Source organism: Moraxella nonliquefaciens (assembly GCF_001679005.1).
Classification (GTDB): domain Bacteria; phylum Pseudomonadota; class Gammaproteobacteria; order Pseudomonadales; family Moraxellaceae; genus Moraxella; species Moraxella nonliquefaciens.
The window spans coordinates 18,692-39,236 of record NZ_LXTW01000034.1 but is presented as its reverse complement, the minus strand read 5'-3'; the positions used below and the strand labels follow the sequence as shown (position 1 = coordinate 39,236).

Here is a 20,545-nt window from a genome sequence, read left to right as displayed (position 1 = left end):
TTGATTTTTTTCTTGATTTTTTCTTGATATTGTCTATGATGGTACATTTTTTTTACAAAAACAAAAGCAGGGCGTGCTTATCCCATCAAAAAATGCGACTAAACTCAACAAACATTTGATTTTTATGGTAATTTGCCTTAATGTCATTGCTTTTATTGATGTTTGTGCTGATGGTCAGCCGTGGCGTGATGCCCCATTTGTGAATGTCTCTGTGCCAAAATGATAAAGATGCTTGCATTTGTTTATCATGGCGAATTTGTCCACCGCTGGTTAAGTTTGCCCCTTGGTAATGGCGTTTGTTGATGCTGATTTGGGCACGGCTTGAAAGACCGCCCGCCCATTCTTGCCCCCACGCTGTGCGTATGCCACGGCGCTCATAGCTGTCAGATGGGTCTTGTGGCACTTTTTCATCATAAAAGTCTGCCCCCAAAAGATAATAGCGTGTGGCATTTGGGTAATAAATCAATGATGTGCTGTATAAAGTGTTGTTACTGTCAGCCCTAGGTGTCCGATGGTTAGTTAGGCGTGATATGTCTATGGCGTTTAGGCTTTGAAATTTTGGGTTGATTCTATAATCAGCTGACATGCGTATGCCTATGGTGTCGGTATAACGCTCATGCCCATAAAATCTTTTTTCACCATAGGCCTCAATGCCAAGGTCTTTTTTGGCATCAGCAAAGCCCAAATTTGCCCCCAGTCTGCCCCAATGGTCGTTGTATTTTTTGTGATTTTGATGATGTTTGCCATAGATTTGGGCGTTCGCTCCCACATATGCCCCTTTGGGCAAAGACCACTTTTTATCCGCCCCCAATTGGTAGCTTAGGGTGATGGCGTCAATGGGTTTGTCAAAAGTCCATTGACCTTGCGTGGTGTTTTTGGGGGTTTGATTAATGTTGTCTTCTTTGGCCAGATTCATGCCTGCTTGCCATGTCCATGAATCTCGTTGTTTTAACGCTTGTCTGTACTGCCCAACAACCTGTCGCACATCATATGGTAAGTTGTCAGCATGTAATTTATTAAATTGGTCAAGGGCGGCTTCGTTTTGTTTGTCCATAAATAACGCCCTTGCCAGATGAAAACGCACCACATTATATTCAGGCATGATGGCGATGATGCGACGCAGCTCATCAATGGCTGCTTTGGCGTTGCCTTTGTCCAAGGCAGCCAGTGCATTGGCATATCCAAGTAAAATGCCATTTTGATGGTCTTTGGGCAGTTTTTGATAAATGGGCAATAATGCGTGAACCCCTGCCATATGATTGGTCATGACAGCAGAATTTAGGGCGTGATTGAGCAAATCGGGATTATCAAGCAGTAACGCTTCATCGGCGATGAGCGTATCTTCGGCAGGATTTGGTGTTTGTGCCAGTGTTGGTTCTGTTGTTGGTGTTAATGTGCCATGGGGCAATAGTTCAGGCTGAGCATGGTTAATGATGGGTTCAAGGGCGGTTATTTCTTGATTGATTGACTCTTGATTGTCGGTGCGACCATCATCGGCATGGCTGATATGAGCGATTAGAAAAGTCAAGCCAGCCATAAAAATTTTTATGGGTGTTTTGCTGGGGGTGAATGTGGTATAAACAGGCGTGATTGTCATGACAGCTCCTATCAAAAAAGCGAGCATATTTTACCATTTTTTATGGTATTTAAAAATAAAAATGTGAATAATAATGATTATTTTGTCAAAAATTAGTATCTGATGAAAAAGTTGTTCATGGTTTTGTCCATCATTAGCCACAAGTTTACAATTGATAATAATTATTGACAATTATTTTACAAATCATCTATGAAATACCACAGACATCTGGATAAATATCCGTAAAATACGAAACCTGTTTGCACACTATGATAAAGATGACTGATGACGCTCAAATTAAACAAGCATTGAGATTAACAAAGTCATCATCATAGAACAAACAGAGCGTTGTGCCTATTTGCCATTGGGCAAAAGGCATTTAACCCATTTGTGATTGATGGTTATCACGACACAGTTATTTATAACGATTGTTTATAACGATAAACATGAATTACAATGATAATAATCAGGAAACTACTATGAAAAATTTAACCAATAAACTATTGGCCGGCGTGCTAAGTGTTGCTGTTTTGTTGCCTGCCGTTGGCTTCTCTACCACCGCAGTTGCTAACGACCGTATTAAAGCACAAGCTTATGGCGACAGCAATTTTAACCAAAATCGTCAAAAAGCCATGCAAATGTTGTCTTCTCGTGGCTATCAAGTTGCCAAGATTGAAGTTGATGATTATTTGGGCAAGCCTGTCTTTGAAGTGGAAGCCTATAAAAACGGTGCTGAGTATGACATCGTTCTTGAATACCCATCACTTAACATCCTAAAAGAGCAGCGTGATTACTGATAAATTAATTGCTAATAAATTAATGACTAATCATGAATGATGACCGCTAAGAGCATCACTTAGCGATGATAAAATAAAGCCCTCATGGTAGATGGGGGCTTTATTCATTGGTTGGTTGGGGTTTGGCATGCCAAAATCACATCCAAACCACTGATTAAAGGTGCAGGTTAAAACTTCATTTCAAGTGCCAATTGGTAATTGCGTCCAGGAGCGGCATAGCGACCATAATGCTTATCTTGGCTAAGTCCTGTATGCTGATTGACCGACCCTTCTGCTGTTTGGCGTAAAGCCTCCCAGGTGGTGTAATAGGTATCAAATACATTATACACGCCAGCACGCAAGGTAAAGTTATCTTTTATGTTCACATAACCTGACAAATCAAGTGTTCGCCACGGCGTGGATTTTGCTTTGGTGGCTTGTTTTGTTTGAATGTTGCCATTACCTAAGTTCTTATCTGCCACAATCTCGCTTGGATTTTTGGCATCAGAATGGGTAAACATGGCGTTTGCTCCCCATTTTTGGCTTGGGGCATCATAGCCAAGCCCCACCACATAACGAGATGGCTGAATGGCATCAAACAGCATGTTTGTTCCTGCCAAAGTTGGGTTTAAGGTTTTGCCTTTAACATCAACTTTGTTATAAGCCAGTGTTGAGTATAGTCCATAGGGAATGCGACTATTGACAGCGTTTAGGTCAAGTCTGCCAAGAATGTTAATGCCTGTCAAATCAGCATCTTGTCCATTATGAAAGCCCAAATCACCTTTACCACGCTGTTTGCCTGCATCAGCACCTTGGGTTAGGGTTCTAATCTCTTCACTTTTACCAACAATCAAATCGGTATAGCGATTTTTAAAATAACTGACTTCAAGGCTGCCTAAGTGGTTATATAAAGTCGCTCCGATTTCTTGGTTAAAGGATTTTTCAGGTTTTAGCTTAGTTTGATGGACAGTCTGCTGACAAATGTACCAAAGACCCTTACAGCCATGTTGCGTGCCTTTACCGATGGTTACGCCAAAGCGTTCGCCATACATTTCAGAAAAACTTGGCATGCGAAAGCCTTGCGAGCTTCTATAAGCGATGTCCAGCCAGTTGGTGGGCTTAACCACCACGCCAAAATTCCAAGACAGCTGGTTGCTGGCACTGTTGTCCACCAAAGGCACATCAGATTTGTGTTTGATTCTGTCATAGCGAGCGCCCAACCCCAAATCAACATATTTATTAATGGTCATGTTGTCTTTTAAAGCGATGAAATAATTATTACCGCTGATGTGGCGAGTGGTTGAGCAATCAGCATAGCTGTTGGTCTCGCTATATTTGCATTTATCATCTTTGACAACAGTCGCTTGATTTGGCTCATAGATATTATCCGTGCCTTTATTGGCATTTTGTCGGCTGTTGTTATTGCTCCAATCCGCCCATTGGGTACGCAACTCTGCATAAGCATCAAAGCCCAGTCTGTCTATCTTGTCGTATGTTTCTTTACCCAAACTTTGTTTGATTTTCTCAAAGGGTTTTAGGGTGTTGTTGGGGTTTTTCTTATCATATTGGTCAATGACGGCTTGATAATCAATCTTATCGGTATTGGTTTTTTGGTTGTATTGCTCTATGCCTTGCTTGATGGCAAAATTTTGATAAGTGCTGTTGTTGGTGTTACAAGCATGGTTATGGGTACTGCCATAACCATGAGCATCAAGGCAAATGGGTCTGTTGTCTGAACCTAAAATCGGCTTAAACTCATCTGGCAAAGGATTACTTAGTGGGGTGTAATCAAGTTTTTGATAAGATTGATGGGTTGCCAAACGATAATCTTCACGGCTAAGGCTTGAATTGAATTTATCATAGCCAACTTGCAGATTGATGTGATGATGTGTACTACCCAACGCCAGTTTTTTGTTAAAGACGGCTTTGATTAAATTATGCTGTTCTTTATAGGCATTGTTATCCACCTCTTTTACCGAAAAAGGTTTATTGACATCAGGCGTACAATTTTTGTCAATGTGCGGATAGGTTGAACAGTGCGTGTTGGTCAGCTGGCTGCGTAGCGTAATGTCTTGCTTGTCATAAGACACACGCACATCATCAAACCATTTATTTTCACCTTTGCTGTCATAAACATATTCAAGCCCTAGGCGGTCTTTTTGGTGTTTTTCATCATAAAATACGCCATGAGCATAGTTGATGCCATAACCTGAATTTTCCCCAATGGCATCACGAATGCGTTCACCAAGGTTATTGCCTTGATAATAGCCATTGGCTTGGGCATGGTTGCTGAGCCTTGATTTGTCAATGTCATGAACCGTCAGATAAGCAGGCACGGTTTTATCTTGCATGGCATAGTTTTGTTTGGTGGTTTCATACACACCACCAACATAGTGCTTATCGTTTAGCTGATAACCTGGGCGAAGTAGCAAGGATTTGCTGTCTTGGGTGAGCGGGTTTGGGATAAGGCGGTTAGGACCTGTATAATCTTTGACATTTACCTTATCACGCACATTGGTTGGCGTGGCTTGAAGTTTGGTTTGACCGCCAGAGGCACACGCTTCATAATTACCATTGGCACATTCATTTGCCATTAAAAATGTGCGGTTATTTGGGTCAGTGGTTGCCACCGCTCTATCAAAACTTTGGCTGCCCTGATAGGCATCATCATGTGCCTTGTATTCTTGACCACGGCGGTCGGTGTAGATGACAAGACCGCTAAAAGAACCTGCCTTGCCTGCTGCTGCCACAGAATTAACCCATGCGTTATTTTTACTGGCATAGGCAGTTTTGGTCTGCACACCCCAATCTTTACCATCTTTGATGATGTCATCGGCGGTTTTGGTAACAAATGCCACAGAGCCAGATAACGCCCCAGAGCCATGTTCACTTGAATTTGCACCTTTACTAATCTCAATGGAGCGGACATTTTCGTATTCTATTTCGTTGATTGCCCCACCTGCGGCATAATTTTTGCCTGCCACAGGACCTTGTAGGGCATAGTGCTGGGCTTGATTGATGCCATCAACCAATACCGCCACACGATTTTTATCCATACCACGAATAGAATAGCCCGAGCTTGCCCCACGACCTTGCTCAACCACAGCAATGCCAGGGTCATAGCGTGTTAAGTCTCGAATGTTTAGTACTTGTTCTTTATTGATGGTCTCAGCAGTTTTGACCACCTTGCCAAGCCCTGTAACTTCGTTGGCTTTACGAGCGTTTTTCTTCGCTGTTACGACAGTTTCATCCAAGACAACAACAAGGTTTGTCTTATCTGTTGCCTCCGCCTTATCGGCCGTTGTGTTTGCCAGTGCCACCTGCGTGATGTTAAGCAGACCCAAAGACAAGGCACTAAGTTTTAATACTTGTTTGGATTTTTTGGATTTGTTGTTTTGTTTTGATTGATTCATCAATGACCACCTGTTGGCTTTTGCACTTTGACACACCGATACACCCCAATCAACCACAAGGCAAGCATCAAGTTTAAGATGCCAAAAATGTGTATGAAGTGTATCGTCTTTGAAAACTTATTTTTTACCAAAATAACCATTTGCTTGCTAAAAACACCCAACCAAAGTGATTGAATTTTTGATTTTGGTTATTTTGGTTTAAAGTTTGTAAAAATAAGTAAAATTATAATACAAATACAAGTGATAAACAAGCGATAATACTAACCATTTGTATCCATTCTAGAAGATATTAAAATCAAGAATCCCACATTTGTTTATCCAAAACCCCCTCTTGTTTGGCGACGGTTGCAACCCCTGTGATGTCACCCACGACATTTAAGGCGGTGCGACCCATGTCAAGCAAGGCATCAATACCTAAAATCATGCCATAGGCAATCGCCACCGCAGAGCCAGCCTCCACAGGCAAACCAATGGATTCTAGCACCATAAGTAGCATAATCGCCCCAGCCCCCGGTACACCTGCTGTGCCAATTGCACCCAGTATGGCGGTCATGGTGATGGTCAGCATTTGTGAGCCATCAAGCGACACACCCACCGCATTGGCGATAAAAATGGCACACACGCCCAGATATACTGTTGTGCCATCCATGTTCATCGTAGAACCAACAGGCAAACCAAAGCTATAAATGTTTTTGGGAATGCCCATATTTTGTGATGCTTGGATAGATACAGGCAAGGTTGCCCCTGATGAGCGAGTAACAAAGGCGGTGATAAAAGCAGGGCGAACCTTTTTTAAAAAAATAAGTGGAGACAGTTTCATTAGGGCGCAAATCACACAGTATACAAGGGCAATTTGCAAGGCAAAACCAACATAAACGGTTGCTGTAACACTGGCAAGCGAACCAAAAGCGGTTGCCCCATTTTTTGAAAAAACGATAAAAATTAGGGCAAAAACACCAATCGGAGCGTACTGCATGACCCAACCGACAATCCTAAACATTGCATGGCTGACCCCATCTACAAAATAAAATACCGCATCCGAGCTTTTTTTGACATTGTCATCATCGCTATCACGTCCAAAGGCAAGGGCGATACCAAATATCAGACAAAAGAAAATCATGGGCAACACTTGACCACTGCTGATCACGCCGATGGGGTTGGTTGGGACAATTTCAAGCAAAATTTGGAGCATGCTTGGAGCTTGGGCAGTTTTGCCTTCGGTTGTGGTGTCAGCGATGAGTTCTAGCCCCATACCAGGGTTAAAGAGCCTGCCCACACCAAGACCGATGATGATGGCAAAAGCAGAGGTTATGGTATAATAAATCAGCGTTTTTATGCCGATACGCCCAAGTTGGGCAGGCGTGATTGAGCTTGCCCCTACGACGAGCGTGGAGGCAATGACGGGGATGACAATCATTTTTAACAGACGAATGAAAAGCTCACCAATGGGCGATAAAATACTGATGGCGGTTTGGGCATTTTGAAAAATAATACCACAGATTGAACCTAGAATTAGACCGATGAGAATTCTTAATAATAAGTTTGGTTTAAAATACCATGAAAAAAGTTTTGACATAACCAGTCCTATTGATGTAAAAAAGCATAATTTTTAACAAAAAACACACTATTTTAACACAAATCAACAAAATCATTTTATTCTTTGTTAAAATAAGATTTTTGGAATAATGACATGGCACTCACCTTTCACCTTATATTCCTGCTATTTTTTGTGGCACTGATGGCAGGGTTTATTGATGCCATGGCAGGCGGTGGCGGACTTTTGACCATTCCTGCGCTGCTTTTGACGGGCATGAATCCTGTATCGGTGCTTGCCACCAATAAATTGCAAGCCTGTGCAGGGTCATTTTCAGCAAGTGTTACCATGATAAAAAAGGGGTTCATTCACCCTAAGATGATGAAGACTGCCCTTATTGTGGCATTCATGGCATCAGGGATGGGGACGGTACTGGTGCAATTGTCTCCCCCTGATTTTTTGCAAAAGGCATTGCCTTTTGTCATTGGGGCGGTTGGGGTGTATACGCTGTTTAGCCCTAATTTGGGTAAACTTGAAACCACGCCCAAAATGAGCCAAACACTCTATGAGCGAACAATTGCTCCGCTTATTGGGCTGTACGACGGTTATTTTGGGCCAGGAACAGGAACGTTTTTTAGCCTATCTCAGGTGGTACTGCGTGGACGTGATTTGGTGCAAGCAACCGCACGAGCCAAATTATTAAATTTTGCCACTAACATTGCATCACTGATTTTCTTTATTTTGGGTGGTCAAGTGGTGTGGATTTTGGGGCTTGTCATGATGGTAGGGCAACTCATTGGTGCGTATTTGGGTTCGCACATGGTTGTCAAAGGGGGTGCAAAACTTATTCGCCCTGTGATTGTGGTGGTGTGCTTTTGTATGGTGGCAAAATTGGTGTGGGGGTGATTTGTTCATCTTGTAATTTTTATAACAGATTGTATCAGCAAAAAGCAAACTGACCAAATCGGTTTACAAGGCAAGTTGGTTTGACATGCTAAAAACAGCCATTGTTTTGACAAGTTTTTTGTCAAGGTGTGTCAAGGTGTGTAATATGTGGTACAATAACCCATTTAGTTTAGTTACAAAACTGCCATGACCTGCCCCAATATCCTACTTGCCATTACAGGCGGTATCTCTGCCTATAAATCTGCCGTCCTTGCTCGTTTACTGATAAAAGCAGGTTGCACTGTGCGTGTGATGATGACGGATGGGGCGTGTGAATTTATCACCCCTTTGACTTTACAGGCCTTGACAGGCAACGAAGTTCACACCAAGCTACTGGACGATGAAGCTGAACGTGGCATGGGACATATTGAGCTTGCCAAATGGGCGGACATGGTCGTCATCGCCCCTGCCAGTGCCAACACCATTGGCAGGCTTGCTGGCGGTTTGGCGGACAACCTTGTAACCACCGTTGCACTTGCTACAACAGCTCCCATTGTCATCGCCCCTGCCATGAATCAGGCGATGTATGCTCATGCCATCGTACAGGATAACCTTGCCAAACTTACCCGTTTTGGCTACACCGTGCTGACCCCTGACAGTGGCGAACAGGCGTGCGGTGATGTGGGGGCAGGGCGATTACCTGAACCTGATGACTTGTGCGAGCGGATTTTAACTTTGCTTGCCAAAAGCCAAACCCCCCAATCTTTGCGTGGCAAAAAAGTCATCATCACCGCAGGGGCAACCGTTGAAGCCATTGACCCTGTGCGATTTTTGTCCAACCATTCCACAGGAAAAATGGGTTTTGCCATTGCAAAAGCGTGCATGAATGCAGGGGCGGATGTTACCATAGTTGCAGGGCGTGGTGTGCATCTGCCTACCCCTTTTGGGGCAAAACGCATCACAGTTACCACCGCTGATGACATGCTAAGTGCTTGCCAGTTGGTCATGACCGATGATGGTGATAGTATTTTTATTGCCACCGCTGCCGTCGCCGATTATAAAGTTGCCAACATCGCCTCCCAAAAAATCAAAAAAACCTCTAACCAAGATGATTTAACCTTAGCACTTATCAAAAACCCCGACATTTTAGCAACGATAAGCCACACCTTTCCAAATGCTGTCATGGTAGGCTTTGCCGCTGAAACACAAGACAGCGAAAATTACGCCCATGCCAAACTTATCGCCAAAAATTTGGACATGATAGCTGTCAATGACGTATCAGATAAAAGCATTGGCTTTGGTTCGGATGATAACGCCATGACGGTATTTTTTGCCAAGCACTATGGTATGGATAAAATGGTGTTGGATAAGGCAAGTAAAGAGAGCATCGCCAAAAGTTTGGTTGAATGTGTGGCACGAATTATTTAGTATCATTGATTTTGCTGATGATTTACGTTAATATGGTTTTAATGCCATTCATGTTATTTAACTGATGATTTTTTATTAAATAGGAAAATATGATGATAAGTCAAGAGCTTGCCCATAAATTACTAACCAAAAACCCATATTTTAACGTCTCAGGTCTTAGCTCATCGGAGGCTAACTACATCTGTGAACGTATCAAAGAAACGCTAAAACCCATCCAAGATGAGGTTAATAATCTTGAAACGCATACATCCAGCCTTGATGGTGAGGCGTTAGATAATTTTAAAAAGGTCAATGATATTGATACCAAACTTGCCAACATTGGTCATCTGTACGCCATTTCTGCCTTTTTTAGAAGTGCCATCAAAGAAAAAGACAGACGTCTTGACATACTCAATACCAAAATCAAACAAGTAAGAGATGAACAGGAGCGTCTGTTAGAAGAGATTGACATGGAAGAGTTGGGGGCTTTATTAAATGTAGATATGGAAGATTATTTGCTTACCCTACCTTTATCGGATGTGATTATTTATAAAACGGCCGAAGCCCGAGCATCTCATATTGGCAAATTCATTCATAATTTTGATAAAATCCGCACAAGCCTGAACAAAAAAGAACGCATCAGTTTTAAAGAAGTGGGCGAGCAGGTATTTAAAATTCACCACACGCCTTTATATGACTTAGATGAATTACAAAAATTACAAAACTATCTATTGGCCGAACACAGAGAGCATGAAAGCACAGTCAATGCCTATAAAGCCAAATTCCGTGAATTTCAAAATAAATCCCTTGTAGCCTATGAAGAGGAATATAACAAACGCTTCCATGAACGGCAAATTTTATTAAATGAAAGGGTTAATATTCAAACCCAAAAACTCATTAGCATAAAAAATGAGATTGCCAATTTTAAAATCATCATCCCTAACGAATTTAAATCCATCATTGATGAATTATTAACCATCAAGCCATTATAATCAATTTTGGGGGAATGGGTTTTGACCTATAAAACCCATATCACCCAAAAACCAAAGTAGCACAAGGCGTTATTTATTGGCATTTTGCCTTAGCATTAAAAACACAATGAATTCAAAATTCATTCATCAAACCGTCGCCCTATTTTTATCCTAAGAGTTTTTACCAATTTTTTTAAAATTGGCATTTTAGGACCTTATCTTTGGCTTTGACTTAATAAAAATAGGGGTCTTTGCTTTTGATTTGGGTTTTGCCTGCGTGTCTTGTGCTGCTTTATCTTTTTTGATTTTGGCGATTTCTTGTATCTGATTTTTGTATCTTGTCAATAATCCTACAAATAGCCCCACAAACAACGTCATCATGATAAAAATCTCATCTTTTTAAAAAATGATTTGGCAATTTGACAAAAATGGTGTATTTTATGCGTAATATTTGCTTACATTTATGTCTGTGATTTTGCCTAACTTTTTAGCAATCTGACGCAGTTTCTGCATTTTATTTTAGATATTAAGGAAGAGCCATGCAAAATTTTAGCATCCCATCCGACCGCCCTTGGATAAAAACTTACGCCAATCATGGACTTGATATTAACGTCAAGGTGCCAGATGGTGTCAATTCATTACTTGACAGCTTTGAGCATAATTTTGCCAAACACGGCAATAAAATCGCCCTAACGTGTATGGGGGTGTCTATTAGCTATCGTGAACTTGATACATATAGCCGTCAGATTGCCAGTTATTTGCAGTCGCTAGGGTTGGTCAAGGGCGATAAAGTGGCGGTGATGATGCCAAATATTTTACAGTATCCGATTGCGATGATGGGCATTGTGCGAGCAGGTCTCACCCTTGTCAATGTTAATCCGCTATACACACCACATGAGCTAGAACACCAGCTAAATGACAGTGGGGCAAAGGCGTTGTTTATCGTTGAAAACTTTGCTCATACTTTTGAGAAAGTCAAAAACAAAGCTCAGGTGAAGCACATCATCGTAGCAAGCATTGGCGATATGATGGGACTAAAAGGCACTTTGGTCAATTTGGTTGTCCGCCATGTCAAAAAAATGGTACCAAGCTGGAACATTCCTAATGCTGTAAGTTTTAAAGACGCACTAACAGCAGTGTCAGCAAGTCGCTATGTCCGCCCCGAACTGTCGCTTGATGACATTGCAGTATTGCAATACACAGGCGGTACAACAGGCGTGGCAAAGGGGGCGATGCTTACCCATAAAAACCTCATCATTAACGTTGAGCAGTGCATGACATTCATTCATAAGGTATTTCCTGCCGATGAGGACTTGACAGGCAAATACATTGCCACAGCGTTGCCTTTGTATCATATTTTTTCATTTACGGTGTCTATGGTTGGCTTTAAGATGGGCTTTGGCTTGCTACTTATCACCAACGCCCGTGATTTTGACGCCTTAACCAAAGATTTTGCCAAGTACCGCCCTGTGTTTTTCCCTGCGGTCAATACCTTATTTAATGCCCTTGCTAACCATAAAGGCTTTAAAAATATTGACCATTCAAACCTACGTTTGTCGCTTGGTGGTGGCATGTCGGTATTATCAAGCACAGCAGAGGCGTGGGAGAGACTCACGGGTAATTACATCGTTGAGGGCTATGGATTGTCTGAGACATCGCCTGTTGCCACAATAAATCCCCCAGGCAGTTATACAGGTAAAATTGGCATTCCCTTCCCCAATACCGATGTGATTTTACTGGATGATGATGGCAAAGAGGTGGCATTTGGTGAGCCAGGAGAGATTGCCATTAAAGGCCCTCAGGTCATGAAAGGGTACTACAATCGCCCTGATGAGACCGAAAAATCCATGACACAAGACGGCTACTTTAAAACAGGTGATATTGGCATAATGGATGAGCAGGGCTTTGTTAAAATCGTTGACCGCAAAAAAGACATGATTTTGGTGTCAGGTTTTAATGTTTACCCCAATGAGGTGGAGAGGGTTATTAGTGCTCATCCCAAAGTGCTAGAATGTGGTGTGATTGGCGTGCCTGATGAGCACAGTGGCGAGCTTGTTAAAGCCTATGTGGTCAAAAAAGACGACAGCCTAACGGACAAAGAGGTCATTGCATGGGCAAAAGAGAATTTGACAGGTTATAAACGCCCTAAATATGTGGCTTTCGTCAGCGAATTGCCAAAATCCAACGTAGGTAAAATCTTGCGTAAGGATTTACGTCAATTAGAAGAAAGCAAAAAATAGAAGCAAGCAAAAAAGCATAATTACAAGCTCTTAGCTTTTAAAACCGTCCAATCTGGGTGTCGCCAATGGGGATATGTTGGGTTGGATGGTTTTGTTTTTGGTCAAAAACTGTTACAATAACCCACATTCATTCATCACCACATCACCACAAGGCAAATCATGCGACACAACAACCGTGAGTTATCTCAATTACGCCCCATCAGCTTTATCCGTAACCATACCAAACATGCCGAAGGGTCGGTGTTGGTGTGTTATGGCGATACCAAAGTATTGTGTAACGTCAGCATAGAGCAGGGCGTACCACGTTGGTTAAAAGGTCAGGGTCAAGGCTGGCTGACTGCCGAATATGGTATGCTCCCACGAGCCACAGGCACACGCACCCAACGTGAGGCCACTAAGGGTAAGCAATCAGGACGCACCCAAGAGATACAGCGTCTCATCGGTCGTTCACTGCGTGCCATGCTTGATTTGTCAAAAATTGGTGAGCATACCATTTATGTAGACTGTGATGTCATACAGGCAGATGGTGGCACACGTACAGCAAGTATTACAGGTTCAGCGGTGGCACTCATGGATGCCTTAGAAAACCTACAACGAAACAAAAAACTCACCACAGACCCACTCATCGGACTGGTGGGGGCGGTGTCGGTTGGTATCAAGGATGGGAGAGTGTATTTGGATTTGGATTATGATGAGGATTCAACGTGTGATACTGATTTGAATGTAGTCATGACACAGGCAGGCGGATTTATTGAGATTCAAGGTACAGCAGAGGATAAGCATTTTACCCGTGAACAGGCAAATGCCATGCTTGACCTTGCCCAGTCTGGGATTGAGGAGATTTTTGAATTGCAAAAACAAGCGTTGGGCTGGTAATGCTAAAAGTCATTGATGATGGCGTGTCTATCACGCTAAGTGGCACAGACACCAACCCCATCTTTGTTATGGCAGGGGTGTTGGTCGTGCTGGCGGTGGTTGTGGCAGTGGTTGCCATGATGGCATCTGTGAAAGTGACCATTGCGACGATGGCAGTGTTTGCGGTACTCATTTTTGGCTTTAATGTTTATAAAGACCACCTAAAATATCAAAGTCGCATTGCCACAGGGGTGATTATCATCAAAAATCGTGCCTTTATCACACAAGGACACACCGTAAAACTTAGCGAGAACGCCAGTATTGAACTGATAAATGATGCGTTGGTAATCACTGATTTGGGCAGAAGTTGGCATGTCCTAGGCTTTGATGATGACAAAGAACGTCATGTCGCCAAATCAGTGTTAGAGGGCAGGGCATTACAAAAGAAAGAGCAGGCGATACGAATTTTATAAAACCACATAAACCAAAAAGCCCGACAGATATTGGGCTTTTTGTCCGACTGTACCGCTCATTGTTCACTGGCGTCTGTGGCGGTCTCGGTGCTGTTTTTTTGCTTTTCAAGTTCAGCGATTTGGGCTTCTAGTAGAGCGATTTGTTCGGCTTTGGCAGTGGTCAAATCTTCCATTAGGGTAAGTTGGTCTTGGATGAGCTTTTCTTGTTCAGCGATTTGGGCATCTTTATCTGTCAGGCGGTCAATCTCTTCTTTGATGAGTGTGGGGTCGGTTGGAATTGTGGCATTTAAAATCTCATCAGGATCAACCACAGGTTTGATGGTTGGCAAGATACTGTCAGTGGCATCAATATGTTCAATGTTTTGGTTCTGAGTTTCTACTTGTTCTGGCTCTGGTGTGGTGGTAGGCGTGGGTGTACTAACGGCAGGAGTTAAAGCATGGTGATGGTCAATGCTTTCATCATTGCCGCCGATTACCATGTAGAGCATTACACCAATTAATGCCAAAATAATCACACCGCCCAAGATGATTGTGTTGAGCTTCTTAGAGTTTCCCAGCAGTTTTGTCAAGTCATCTGTACCGCCAGCTTTGGCAGGTTTGGGTCTTTTTGATGGCTTTGGTGAGTCCTTTTTGCCAAATAGACCGCTTGCCCCTTTTTTGGTGGGTTTTTCTGTGGCTTTTATGCCAGTACCAACAGCAGAACCAGCGGTAATTGGTGCATTGCTCACACCTGTGGTGTCAGGTTCTGGGTTTGGTGTGGAGTTTTGTTGTAGAGTCTCTGGTTTGGTAGAGTCATCGGCCAAGTTGGCGACGTTACTCAAATCAACGCCATCATCTGTGTTTGTGCTAAGGTGCAGGTCGGATAAAGTAACCGAATTTGCATCCAACTCATCTAATTTGGAGTGTGGCTCGCTTTTTGGTGTCTGTTCATCAGTTGATGGCGTGGGGTTGGATGCGTCATCAAAATTAGTGTTTAAAAATTCATCATCAAAATTAATCTCATTTGGGTCTTTTTTTTCTGACATGGTAAACCTATCTTATTGGCTAAATTGGGCTGATGGTGGCTGATGTCTATCATCTAAGAGCCAACCCAGTCGTGATACAATATATATACAATATTGATACAAGCTAGAACACATTGGATTGGTGATGCTGATTGACACTTGCCAACAAATGACAAATATTGCTGTACTATATCAAAATTTACAAAAATTTTCAGCTTTTTACAACAAAATTAAGAAAAAAACACAATTTTTGGCATGCTTGATGGTTATTTGATAAAACGCACCACCCCCACACCATCTGCCATCCCGCCCTCGGTGGTGGCTTGGATTTTGGGCAGGTCGTCAGCGGTAGGTCGACGTGCTGTGTATTGGCACGCTATGCACTCAATATATTCGTCAGGCCAGGGGGTGAAAATCTGCACCTGTACGGTGGTGTCGGTCGCTTGGCACTGAGTGCATTTGACTCCTGCCAGAAATTGACGTTTGGGGCGGATGGATTGATATCTCATGTGTATGCTCAATAAAAACAGGGGTAAATTTTACCCCCATTTGTTGCCTTGTGCAAGTTTAGTTGTTTTTGTTATTTGACAAATCCACTATGACGTAGTAATGCCCCCATGTCAGCGTCCCGCCCCATAAAGGCAACAAAGTTGTCTTTGGCAGCACGAGAGGCACCCATTTGTAGAATTTCTCTTTTAAAGGCATCTCCGATGGTAGCGTCAAATACACCATATGTGGCGGTATTTTCACCACTTTCAAATTTGCCAAAGGCATCCGCTGACAACAGCTCTGCCCATTTGTATGAATAATATCCCGAAGCATAACCGCCTGCAAAGATGTGGCTAAATGTGTTGGCAAAGCGGTTATTGGCAGGCACTTTGATGATGGCAATTTCATCACGAACCTCATTTGCCACCGCTAAAATCTCATCATAATCTGTCAATGATTTGCCATGAATGCGTAAATCAAAAAGCCCAAGCTCTATTTGGCGTAAAGTTTGCAGTCCACTTTGAAAATTTTTGGCATTTAGTAGTGCTGTCAGCTTATCATGGGGCAATGGTTCGCCTGTTTTTACATGGCGACTGATGCGTGTCATGCCGTCTTTGTCAATGGCAAAGTTTTCCATGAACTGACTGGGCAACTCCACAGCATCCCATTCCACGCCACTAATACCTGCCACATCGCTTAGAGTGATTTTGGTAAGCAGGTGGTGCAGACCATGCCCAAATTCATGAAACAGCGTGATAACCTCATCAAAGGTCAAAAGACTGGGCAAATCATCCACCGCAGGCGAGAAATTACCTACAATAAAGCCCACAGGTAATTGCTCAATGTCGTCATCCTTGTGCTTTTCTTGAAAGCCTGACAACCACGCACCACCACGCTTAGCTGTGCGAGCAAATAGGTCAAGATACACTCCGCCTATGAGGCCATTTTTGTCATGCAACTCAAAAAATTGCACATCATCATGCCAGCGTGGTACGTCTGCTGTACGTTCTTTAAAGGACACATCAAAGAGCTTGCCAATAATGTCAAACAGACCATCTAATACCACAGGTAAGGGAAAATAAGAACGTATCTCATCGCTGTTAAGATTGTATTTGTCAAGGCGGATTTTTTGTGCCAAATAAGGCACATCCCACGGTTCAACCTTATCAAGACCCAAAGTTTTGCCCAAACTTTGCATCTCTTCCAACTCTGATAAAGCAAAAGGTGTGGCGTGATGAGCGAGTGTTTTTAAAAAACTTTCAATCTCATCTTTATCACTGGCCATTTTGCTGGCCAAAGACAGCTGAGTGTAGTCATCAAAGCCCAATAATTTGGCTTTTTCTTGGCGTAGGGTGAGTATTTTGCTCATGATGTCGCCATTATCGTACTCGTCATACCCATAGCTACACACACTACTGGCACGGGTATTATAGGCGTGGTATAGCGTTTCACGAAGCATGCGGTCATCAGCGTACTGCATGACTGCCAAATACATGGGTATATCAAGCGTGGCAAGATAATCGGTTGCTAGCACAGCATTGGGGTGTTTGCTCTTGTAGCTGTCGCCTGCTGATTTTAGTAGGGCAAGACCGCTTGGGGTGATGCCTGACAGCTGTTCTTGGGTTAGAGGTAGGGCAAAGGCTTGGGTTGCATCTAGGGTATTGTCTGAGAATTTGGCGGACAGCACAGACAGGTCGGCACAAATCTTAGCAAAGCGTGCTTTTTTGTCATCATCTAGGGCAATTCCCGACAGTGTAAAGCCTTGTAAGGCAAGCTCTACCGCTCGTCTTAGGGCGTTGTCTGCTCCTAGTTCATCCAAATTGTCATTGACCAGTTTATAAAGCTGATATAGCTTAACCGATTGCCCTGTTTTGGTAGAAAAGGCGGATAAGGCAGGCAGTACGTCATGATGGGCGGTGCGAAGATCGGTGTTGGATGCCACACTGTTTAGATGGGAGAGTATCCCAAAACTGCGATTTAATTTAAGATTTAGGCGGTTAAACTGACCAATGACATCAAGGGCGAGCGTTGGTTCATCTGTGGTTGGCAGGTCATCTAAAAATTTATTGGCAACTTTTAAATCCTGCTCTACTAAGGTTTTAAGCGTGCTTGCGTCTGCCTTGTTAAAATCCACAAGGTGCAAGCGGTCATTAAGGTCATCAGCGATGGTGGTATGAAAATCAATCATGGATATGCTCTTGAAAATTTTGGTTTATAATTAATAAGGATAAAACGCACTTTTACAAGGTGTGGGTATTAGGTAAAAGGTTGCTTTTATCATCAAGGCATGATATGTTTATCTTTAAATGTCCAGTGATTATCAAACATGAACCCCATTCATATTGTCTCTTATAATATCCATAAAGGCATGTCGCCCCTAAACCGTTTGGTTAAATTACAACACATGGGGCAGGCATTGGCGGATTTACCCATGGATATTTTGTGCCTACAAGAGGTGCAAGGTCAAAACCTAAAACGAGCCATTTCATTTAATGAATACCCCAATCAGTCGCACCATGAGTGGTTTGGTGAATATCTGTCGCTGTCGCACAGTTATGGCGAAAACGTCCGCTATCCGCACGGCAATCACGGCAATGCCACGCTCTCACGCCATCCCCTAGACCCCAAGCATAATGTCAATATCACCGTCTCACGCCTAGAAAAAAGAGGTGTATTACACAGCGAGGTAACCCCCGATGGCTGGGGCGTGCCTGTGGTTGTGCTAAACGCCCATCTAAACCTACTAGAAACCGACCGTGCCAAACAATATCAAGCAATCAGCGATTATATCAACAGCGAGATTGATAAGGAAAAACCACTCATCTTAGCGGGTGATTTTAATGATTGGGCAAAAAAAGCAGGGCGATTTATGGCAGATTTGGGGCTAAATGAGGTTTTTTATACCAAGCACGGTAAGCATCCTGCAACATTTCCTGCCAAATTTCCTATGATAAGCCTTGACCGTATTTATGTCCGTCATTTGACCGTGCTGTCCGCTCAGGTTTATGGTGGTGTGCCATGGTCAGATTTGTCCGACCATCTGCCAATAGGGGCAAGATTGATGCTTGATAAAACTGCTGAAAATTAAGTCAAATTTTGGTATCATATCCCAAATTTTTTTTGTCTGTTTTTTGATTGACCATGTCTTATTTTGAGAATTTATCATGACCACAAAACCCATTCGCACCCGTATCGCTCCATCCCCAACAGGTTTTCCACATGTTGGCACGGCTTATATCGCTCTGTTCAACATGGTTTTTGCCAAATCACAAGGGGGTGAATTTATCCTACGCATTGAAGACACCGATCAGGTTCGCTCTACTGACCAGTCTGAGCAGATGATTTTAAATGCCCTAAAATGGGCAGGTCTGACATGGAGCGAAGGGCCTGATGTGGGTGGTGCATATGCCCCTTACCGTCAGTCTGAGCGTTCTGAGATTTATAAAAAATACGCCAATGAGCTATTGGATAAAGGTCATGCCTTTCGCTGTTTTTGCACGACAGACGAGTTAGACCAGATGCGTCGTGAACAAGAAGCCCAAGGTTTGCCTGTGCGTTATGATGGTCGTTATGCCAATCTAAGCCGTGAAGACAGCGACCGTCTGGCTGACAGTGGCAAACCCTTTGTCATTCGTATGCGTGTACCAACAGAGGGCGAGTGCGTGATTGATGACATGTTGCGTGGCAAGATAACCATCCCTTGGCAGACGGTGGACATGCAGGTTTTATTAAAAGCAGATGGTCTGCCAACCTATCACCTTGCCAACGTGGTAGATGACCATTTGATGCAAATCAGCCATGTCATTCGTGGTGAAGAGTGGATTAACTCCGCCCCCAAACATAAACTTTTGTACGAATATTTTGGTTGGGACATGCCTGTTTTGTGCCACATGCCCCTACTGCGTAATCCTGATAAATCCAAACTCTCAAAACGCAAAAATCCCACATCCATTACCTATTATAAAGATGTAGGTGTGTTGCCTGAGGCTTTGATTAACTATCTGGGGCGTATGGGGTATAGCTTGCCAAGCGAAGCGGAAAAGTTTAGCTTAGATGAGATGATAAAGAGCTTTGATATCAAGCGTGTCTCTTTGGGTGGGCCTGTATTTGATATTGAAAAACTCTACTGGTTAAATGGCGAGTATCTGCGTGCGATGAGTCCAGAGCAGTTAAAGGCTAAGATTTTGGCATGGGCAAGCGATGATGATAAACTGACCGCCATCGCCAAAGCCATCGCTCCACGCATTAATGTGTTGTCTGATGCGGTAAATTGGGCAGGGTTTTATTTTCAAAATTTGCCAAATGTTAGGGCAGAAGATTTTACTCACAAGTCGTTAGATGATGAGACGTTGCTTGAAATTCTCTATCTTGCCACATGGCAACTAGAAGCCTTGTCCGAGTGGAGCGAGAATAACATTTATCAAACCCTAAAAGGTCTGGCATCTCATTTTGATATTAAATTAAAAGACTTTATGCAACCGTTTTTTGTGGCGATTGCAGGTTCAACGTCTGGAACACCCATCATGAATGCCATGTATGTCATCGGAGCGGACATGACTTTGGCACGCTTGCGTCATGCTTGTGAGGTGTTAGGTGGGTTTGGCAAAAAGAAACTAAAAAAGTTAGAGGAGGTTAATAAGTCATTACCGAACTTTTTAGATGAAGCCTAAGTTAGATGAAGCCTAAGCGTACTTGTCATTTATAAATTTAATAAAATCAATGGCTTATAAAACTTTTAAACTTTTTTAAAAAAAGTATTTGACAAGCCATCGGGTCTTTTATATAATACGCCCACCTTAACAAAGGGGCTATAGCTCAGTTGGTAGAGCACTTGCATGGCATGCAAGGGGTCAGCGGTTCGACTCCGCTTAGCTCCACCACTTCCATTTGGGAAGTTAAAAATACAAGCACCTAGGCACGCT

At 42.9% G+C, this 20,545-nt stretch carries 15 protein-coding genes and 1 tRNA gene; 10 read left to right on the top strand and 6 right to left on the bottom strand.

Annotated features, from left to right (window positions below; translation table 11 throughout):
- Positions 1–85: 85 nt before the first annotated feature.
- On the bottom strand, positions 86–1,597 hold the full coding sequence (locus A7456_RS09945; protein ID WP_067010248.1) for a surface lipoprotein assembly modifier: 1,512 nt from the start codon (positions 1,595–1,597) through the stop codon (positions 86–88).
- Positions 1,598–2,055: 458 nt separating this feature from the next.
- On the opposite strand from A7456_RS09945, the gene A7456_RS09940 reads away from it, so the two are divergent.
- Positions 2,056–2,373, top strand: coding sequence for a PepSY domain-containing protein (locus A7456_RS09940; RefSeq protein WP_067010245.1), 318 nt, complete (start codon positions 2,056–2,058; stop codon positions 2,371–2,373).
- 167 nt (positions 2,374–2,540) lie between these two features.
- Here A7456_RS09940 and A7456_RS09935 read toward each other — a convergent pair whose 3' ends face one another.
- Positions 2,541–5,765 carry a lactoferrin/transferrin family TonB-dependent receptor gene (locus A7456_RS09935; RefSeq protein ID WP_067010242.1) on the bottom strand — a complete coding sequence of 1,075 codons (3,225 nt, stop codon included), beginning with the start codon at positions 5,763–5,765 and terminating at the stop codon, positions 2,541–2,543.
- A 295-nt stretch (positions 5,766–6,060) separates the two neighbouring features.
- Positions 6,061–7,341 (bottom strand): dicarboxylate/amino acid:cation symporter, encoded by a 1,281-nt coding sequence (locus A7456_RS09930; RefSeq protein WP_067010239.1) that lies wholly within the window; start codon positions 7,339–7,341, stop codon positions 6,061–6,063.
- Between the two features lie 114 nt (positions 7,342–7,455).
- Here A7456_RS09930 and A7456_RS09925 point away from each other — a divergent pair, with 114 nt between their 5' ends.
- The 6 genes from A7456_RS09925 (at position 7,456) to A7456_RS09900 (ending at position 14,130) form a co-directional block, all read left to right on the top strand.
- Positions 7,456–8,205 carry a TSUP family transporter gene (locus tag A7456_RS09925; protein ID WP_067010236.1) on the top strand — a complete coding sequence of 250 codons (750 nt, stop codon included), beginning with the start codon at positions 7,456–7,458 and terminating at the stop codon, positions 8,203–8,205.
- Between the two features lie 186 nt (positions 8,206–8,391).
- Complete coding sequence (gene coaBC, locus A7456_RS09920) at positions 8,392–9,612, top strand: bifunctional phosphopantothenoylcysteine decarboxylase/phosphopantothenate--cysteine ligase CoaBC (protein ID WP_067010233.1); 1,221 nt, start codon at positions 8,392–8,394, stop codon at positions 9,610–9,612.
- Positions 9,613–9,704: 92 nt separating this feature from the next.
- Positions 9,705–10,583 carry a hypothetical protein gene (locus tag A7456_RS09915; RefSeq protein ID WP_067010230.1) on the top strand — a complete coding sequence of 293 codons (879 nt, stop codon included), beginning with the start codon at positions 9,705–9,707 and terminating at the stop codon, positions 10,581–10,583.
- Positions 10,584–11,101: 518 nt separating this feature from the next.
- Positions 11,102–12,802 carry an AMP-binding protein gene (locus A7456_RS09910; RefSeq protein WP_067010227.1) on the top strand — a complete coding sequence of 567 codons (1,701 nt, stop codon included), beginning with the start codon at positions 11,102–11,104 and terminating at the stop codon, positions 12,800–12,802.
- A 159-nt stretch (positions 12,803–12,961) separates the two neighbouring features.
- Positions 12,962–13,678, top strand: a complete 717-nt coding sequence (gene rph / locus A7456_RS09905) for a ribonuclease PH (protein ID WP_066892333.1) — start codon at positions 12,962–12,964, stop codon at positions 13,676–13,678.
- Positions 13,678–14,130 (top strand): hypothetical protein, encoded by a 453-nt coding sequence (locus tag A7456_RS09900; protein ID WP_067010225.1) that lies wholly within the window; start codon positions 13,678–13,680, stop codon positions 14,128–14,130. Before rph ends, A7456_RS09900 begins: the two co-directional genes overlap by 1 nt.
- A gap of 56 nt (positions 14,131–14,186) precedes the next feature.
- Here the strand turns inward: A7456_RS09900 and A7456_RS09895 are convergent, their stop codons facing one another.
- The 3 genes from A7456_RS09895 to A7456_RS09885 all read right to left on the bottom strand — a co-directional run bounded on the left by A7456_RS09895 (position 14,187) and on the right by A7456_RS09885 (position 17,811).
- Positions 14,187–15,155 carry a hypothetical protein gene (locus A7456_RS09895; protein WP_067010222.1) on the bottom strand — a complete coding sequence of 323 codons (969 nt, stop codon included), beginning with the start codon at positions 15,153–15,155 and terminating at the stop codon, positions 14,187–14,189.
- A gap of 245 nt (positions 15,156–15,400) precedes the next feature.
- On the bottom strand, positions 15,401–15,643 hold the full coding sequence (locus A7456_RS09890) for a YheV family putative metal-binding protein (protein WP_067010220.1): 243 nt from the start codon (positions 15,641–15,643) through the stop codon (positions 15,401–15,403).
- A 71-nt stretch (positions 15,644–15,714) separates the two neighbouring features.
- Positions 15,715–17,811 carry a M3 family metallopeptidase gene (locus tag A7456_RS09885; RefSeq protein ID WP_067010217.1) on the bottom strand — a complete coding sequence of 699 codons (2,097 nt, stop codon included), beginning with the start codon at positions 17,809–17,811 and terminating at the stop codon, positions 15,715–15,717.
- Positions 17,812–17,949: 138 nt separating this feature from the next.
- On the opposite strand from A7456_RS09885, the gene A7456_RS09880 reads away from it, so the two are divergent.
- The 3 genes from A7456_RS09880 to A7456_RS09870 all read left to right on the top strand — a co-directional run bounded on the left by A7456_RS09880 (position 17,950) and on the right by A7456_RS09870 (position 20,503).
- The gene (locus A7456_RS09880; protein ID WP_067010213.1) at positions 17,950–18,711 is read left to right on the top strand and encodes an endonuclease/exonuclease/phosphatase family protein; all 762 of its coding nucleotides are present in this window, start codon (positions 17,950–17,952) and stop codon (positions 18,709–18,711) included.
- Between the two features lie 76 nt (positions 18,712–18,787).
- Positions 18,788–20,293, top strand: a complete 1,506-nt coding sequence (gene gltX / locus A7456_RS09875; RefSeq protein ID WP_067010210.1) for a glutamate--tRNA ligase — start codon at positions 18,788–18,790, stop codon at positions 20,291–20,293.
- A gap of 134 nt (positions 20,294–20,427) precedes the next feature.
- Positions 20,428–20,503 (top strand) — tRNA-Ala (locus A7456_RS09870).
- Positions 20,504–20,545 lie beyond the last annotated feature (42 nt).

Bases quoted from the DNA above. Each gene is read 5' to 3' on its own strand.
- A7456_RS09895 (WP_067010222.1), bottom strand. From the start codon at position 15,155: ATGTCAGAAAAAAAAGACCCAAATGAGATTAATTTTGATGATGAATTT.
- A7456_RS09915 (WP_067010230.1), top strand. From the start codon at position 9,705: ATGATAAGTCAAGAGCTTGCCCATAAATTACTAACCAAAAACCCATAT.
- A7456_RS09880 (WP_067010213.1), top strand. From the start codon at position 17,950: ATGAACCCCATTCATATTGTCTCTTATAATATCCATAAAGGCATGTCG.
- coaBC (WP_067010233.1), top strand. From the start codon at position 8,392: ATGACCTGCCCCAATATCCTACTTGCCATTACAGGCGGTATCTCTGCC.
- rph (WP_066892333.1), top strand. From the start codon at position 12,962: ATGCGACACAACAACCGTGAGTTATCTCAATTACGCCCCATCAGCTTT.
- gltX (WP_067010210.1), top strand. From the start codon at position 18,788: ATGACCACAAAACCCATTCGCACCCGTATCGCTCCATCCCCAACAGGT.
- A7456_RS09910 (WP_067010227.1), top strand. From the start codon at position 11,102: ATGCAAAATTTTAGCATCCCATCCGACCGCCCTTGGATAAAAACTTAC.
- A7456_RS09945 (WP_067010248.1), bottom strand. From the start codon at position 1,597: ATGACAATCACGCCTGTTTATACCACATTCACCCCCAGCAAAACACCC.
- A7456_RS09885 (WP_067010217.1), bottom strand. From the start codon at position 17,811: ATGATTGATTTTCATACCACCATCGCTGATGACCTTAATGACCGCTTG.
- A7456_RS09900 (WP_067010225.1), top strand. From the start codon at position 13,678: ATGCTAAAAGTCATTGATGATGGCGTGTCTATCACGCTAAGTGGCACA.
- A7456_RS09930 (WP_067010239.1), bottom strand. From the start codon at position 7,341: ATGTCAAAACTTTTTTCATGGTATTTTAAACCAAACTTATTATTAAGA.
- A7456_RS09890 (WP_067010220.1), bottom strand. From the start codon at position 15,643: ATGAGATATCAATCCATCCGCCCCAAACGTCAATTTCTGGCAGGAGTC.
- A7456_RS09925 (WP_067010236.1), top strand. From the start codon at position 7,456: ATGGCACTCACCTTTCACCTTATATTCCTGCTATTTTTTGTGGCACTG.
- A7456_RS09935 (WP_067010242.1), bottom strand. From the start codon at position 5,765: ATGAATCAATCAAAACAAAACAACAAATCCAAAAAATCCAAACAAGTA.
- A7456_RS09940 (WP_067010245.1), top strand. From the start codon at position 2,056: ATGAAAAATTTAACCAATAAACTATTGGCCGGCGTGCTAAGTGTTGCT.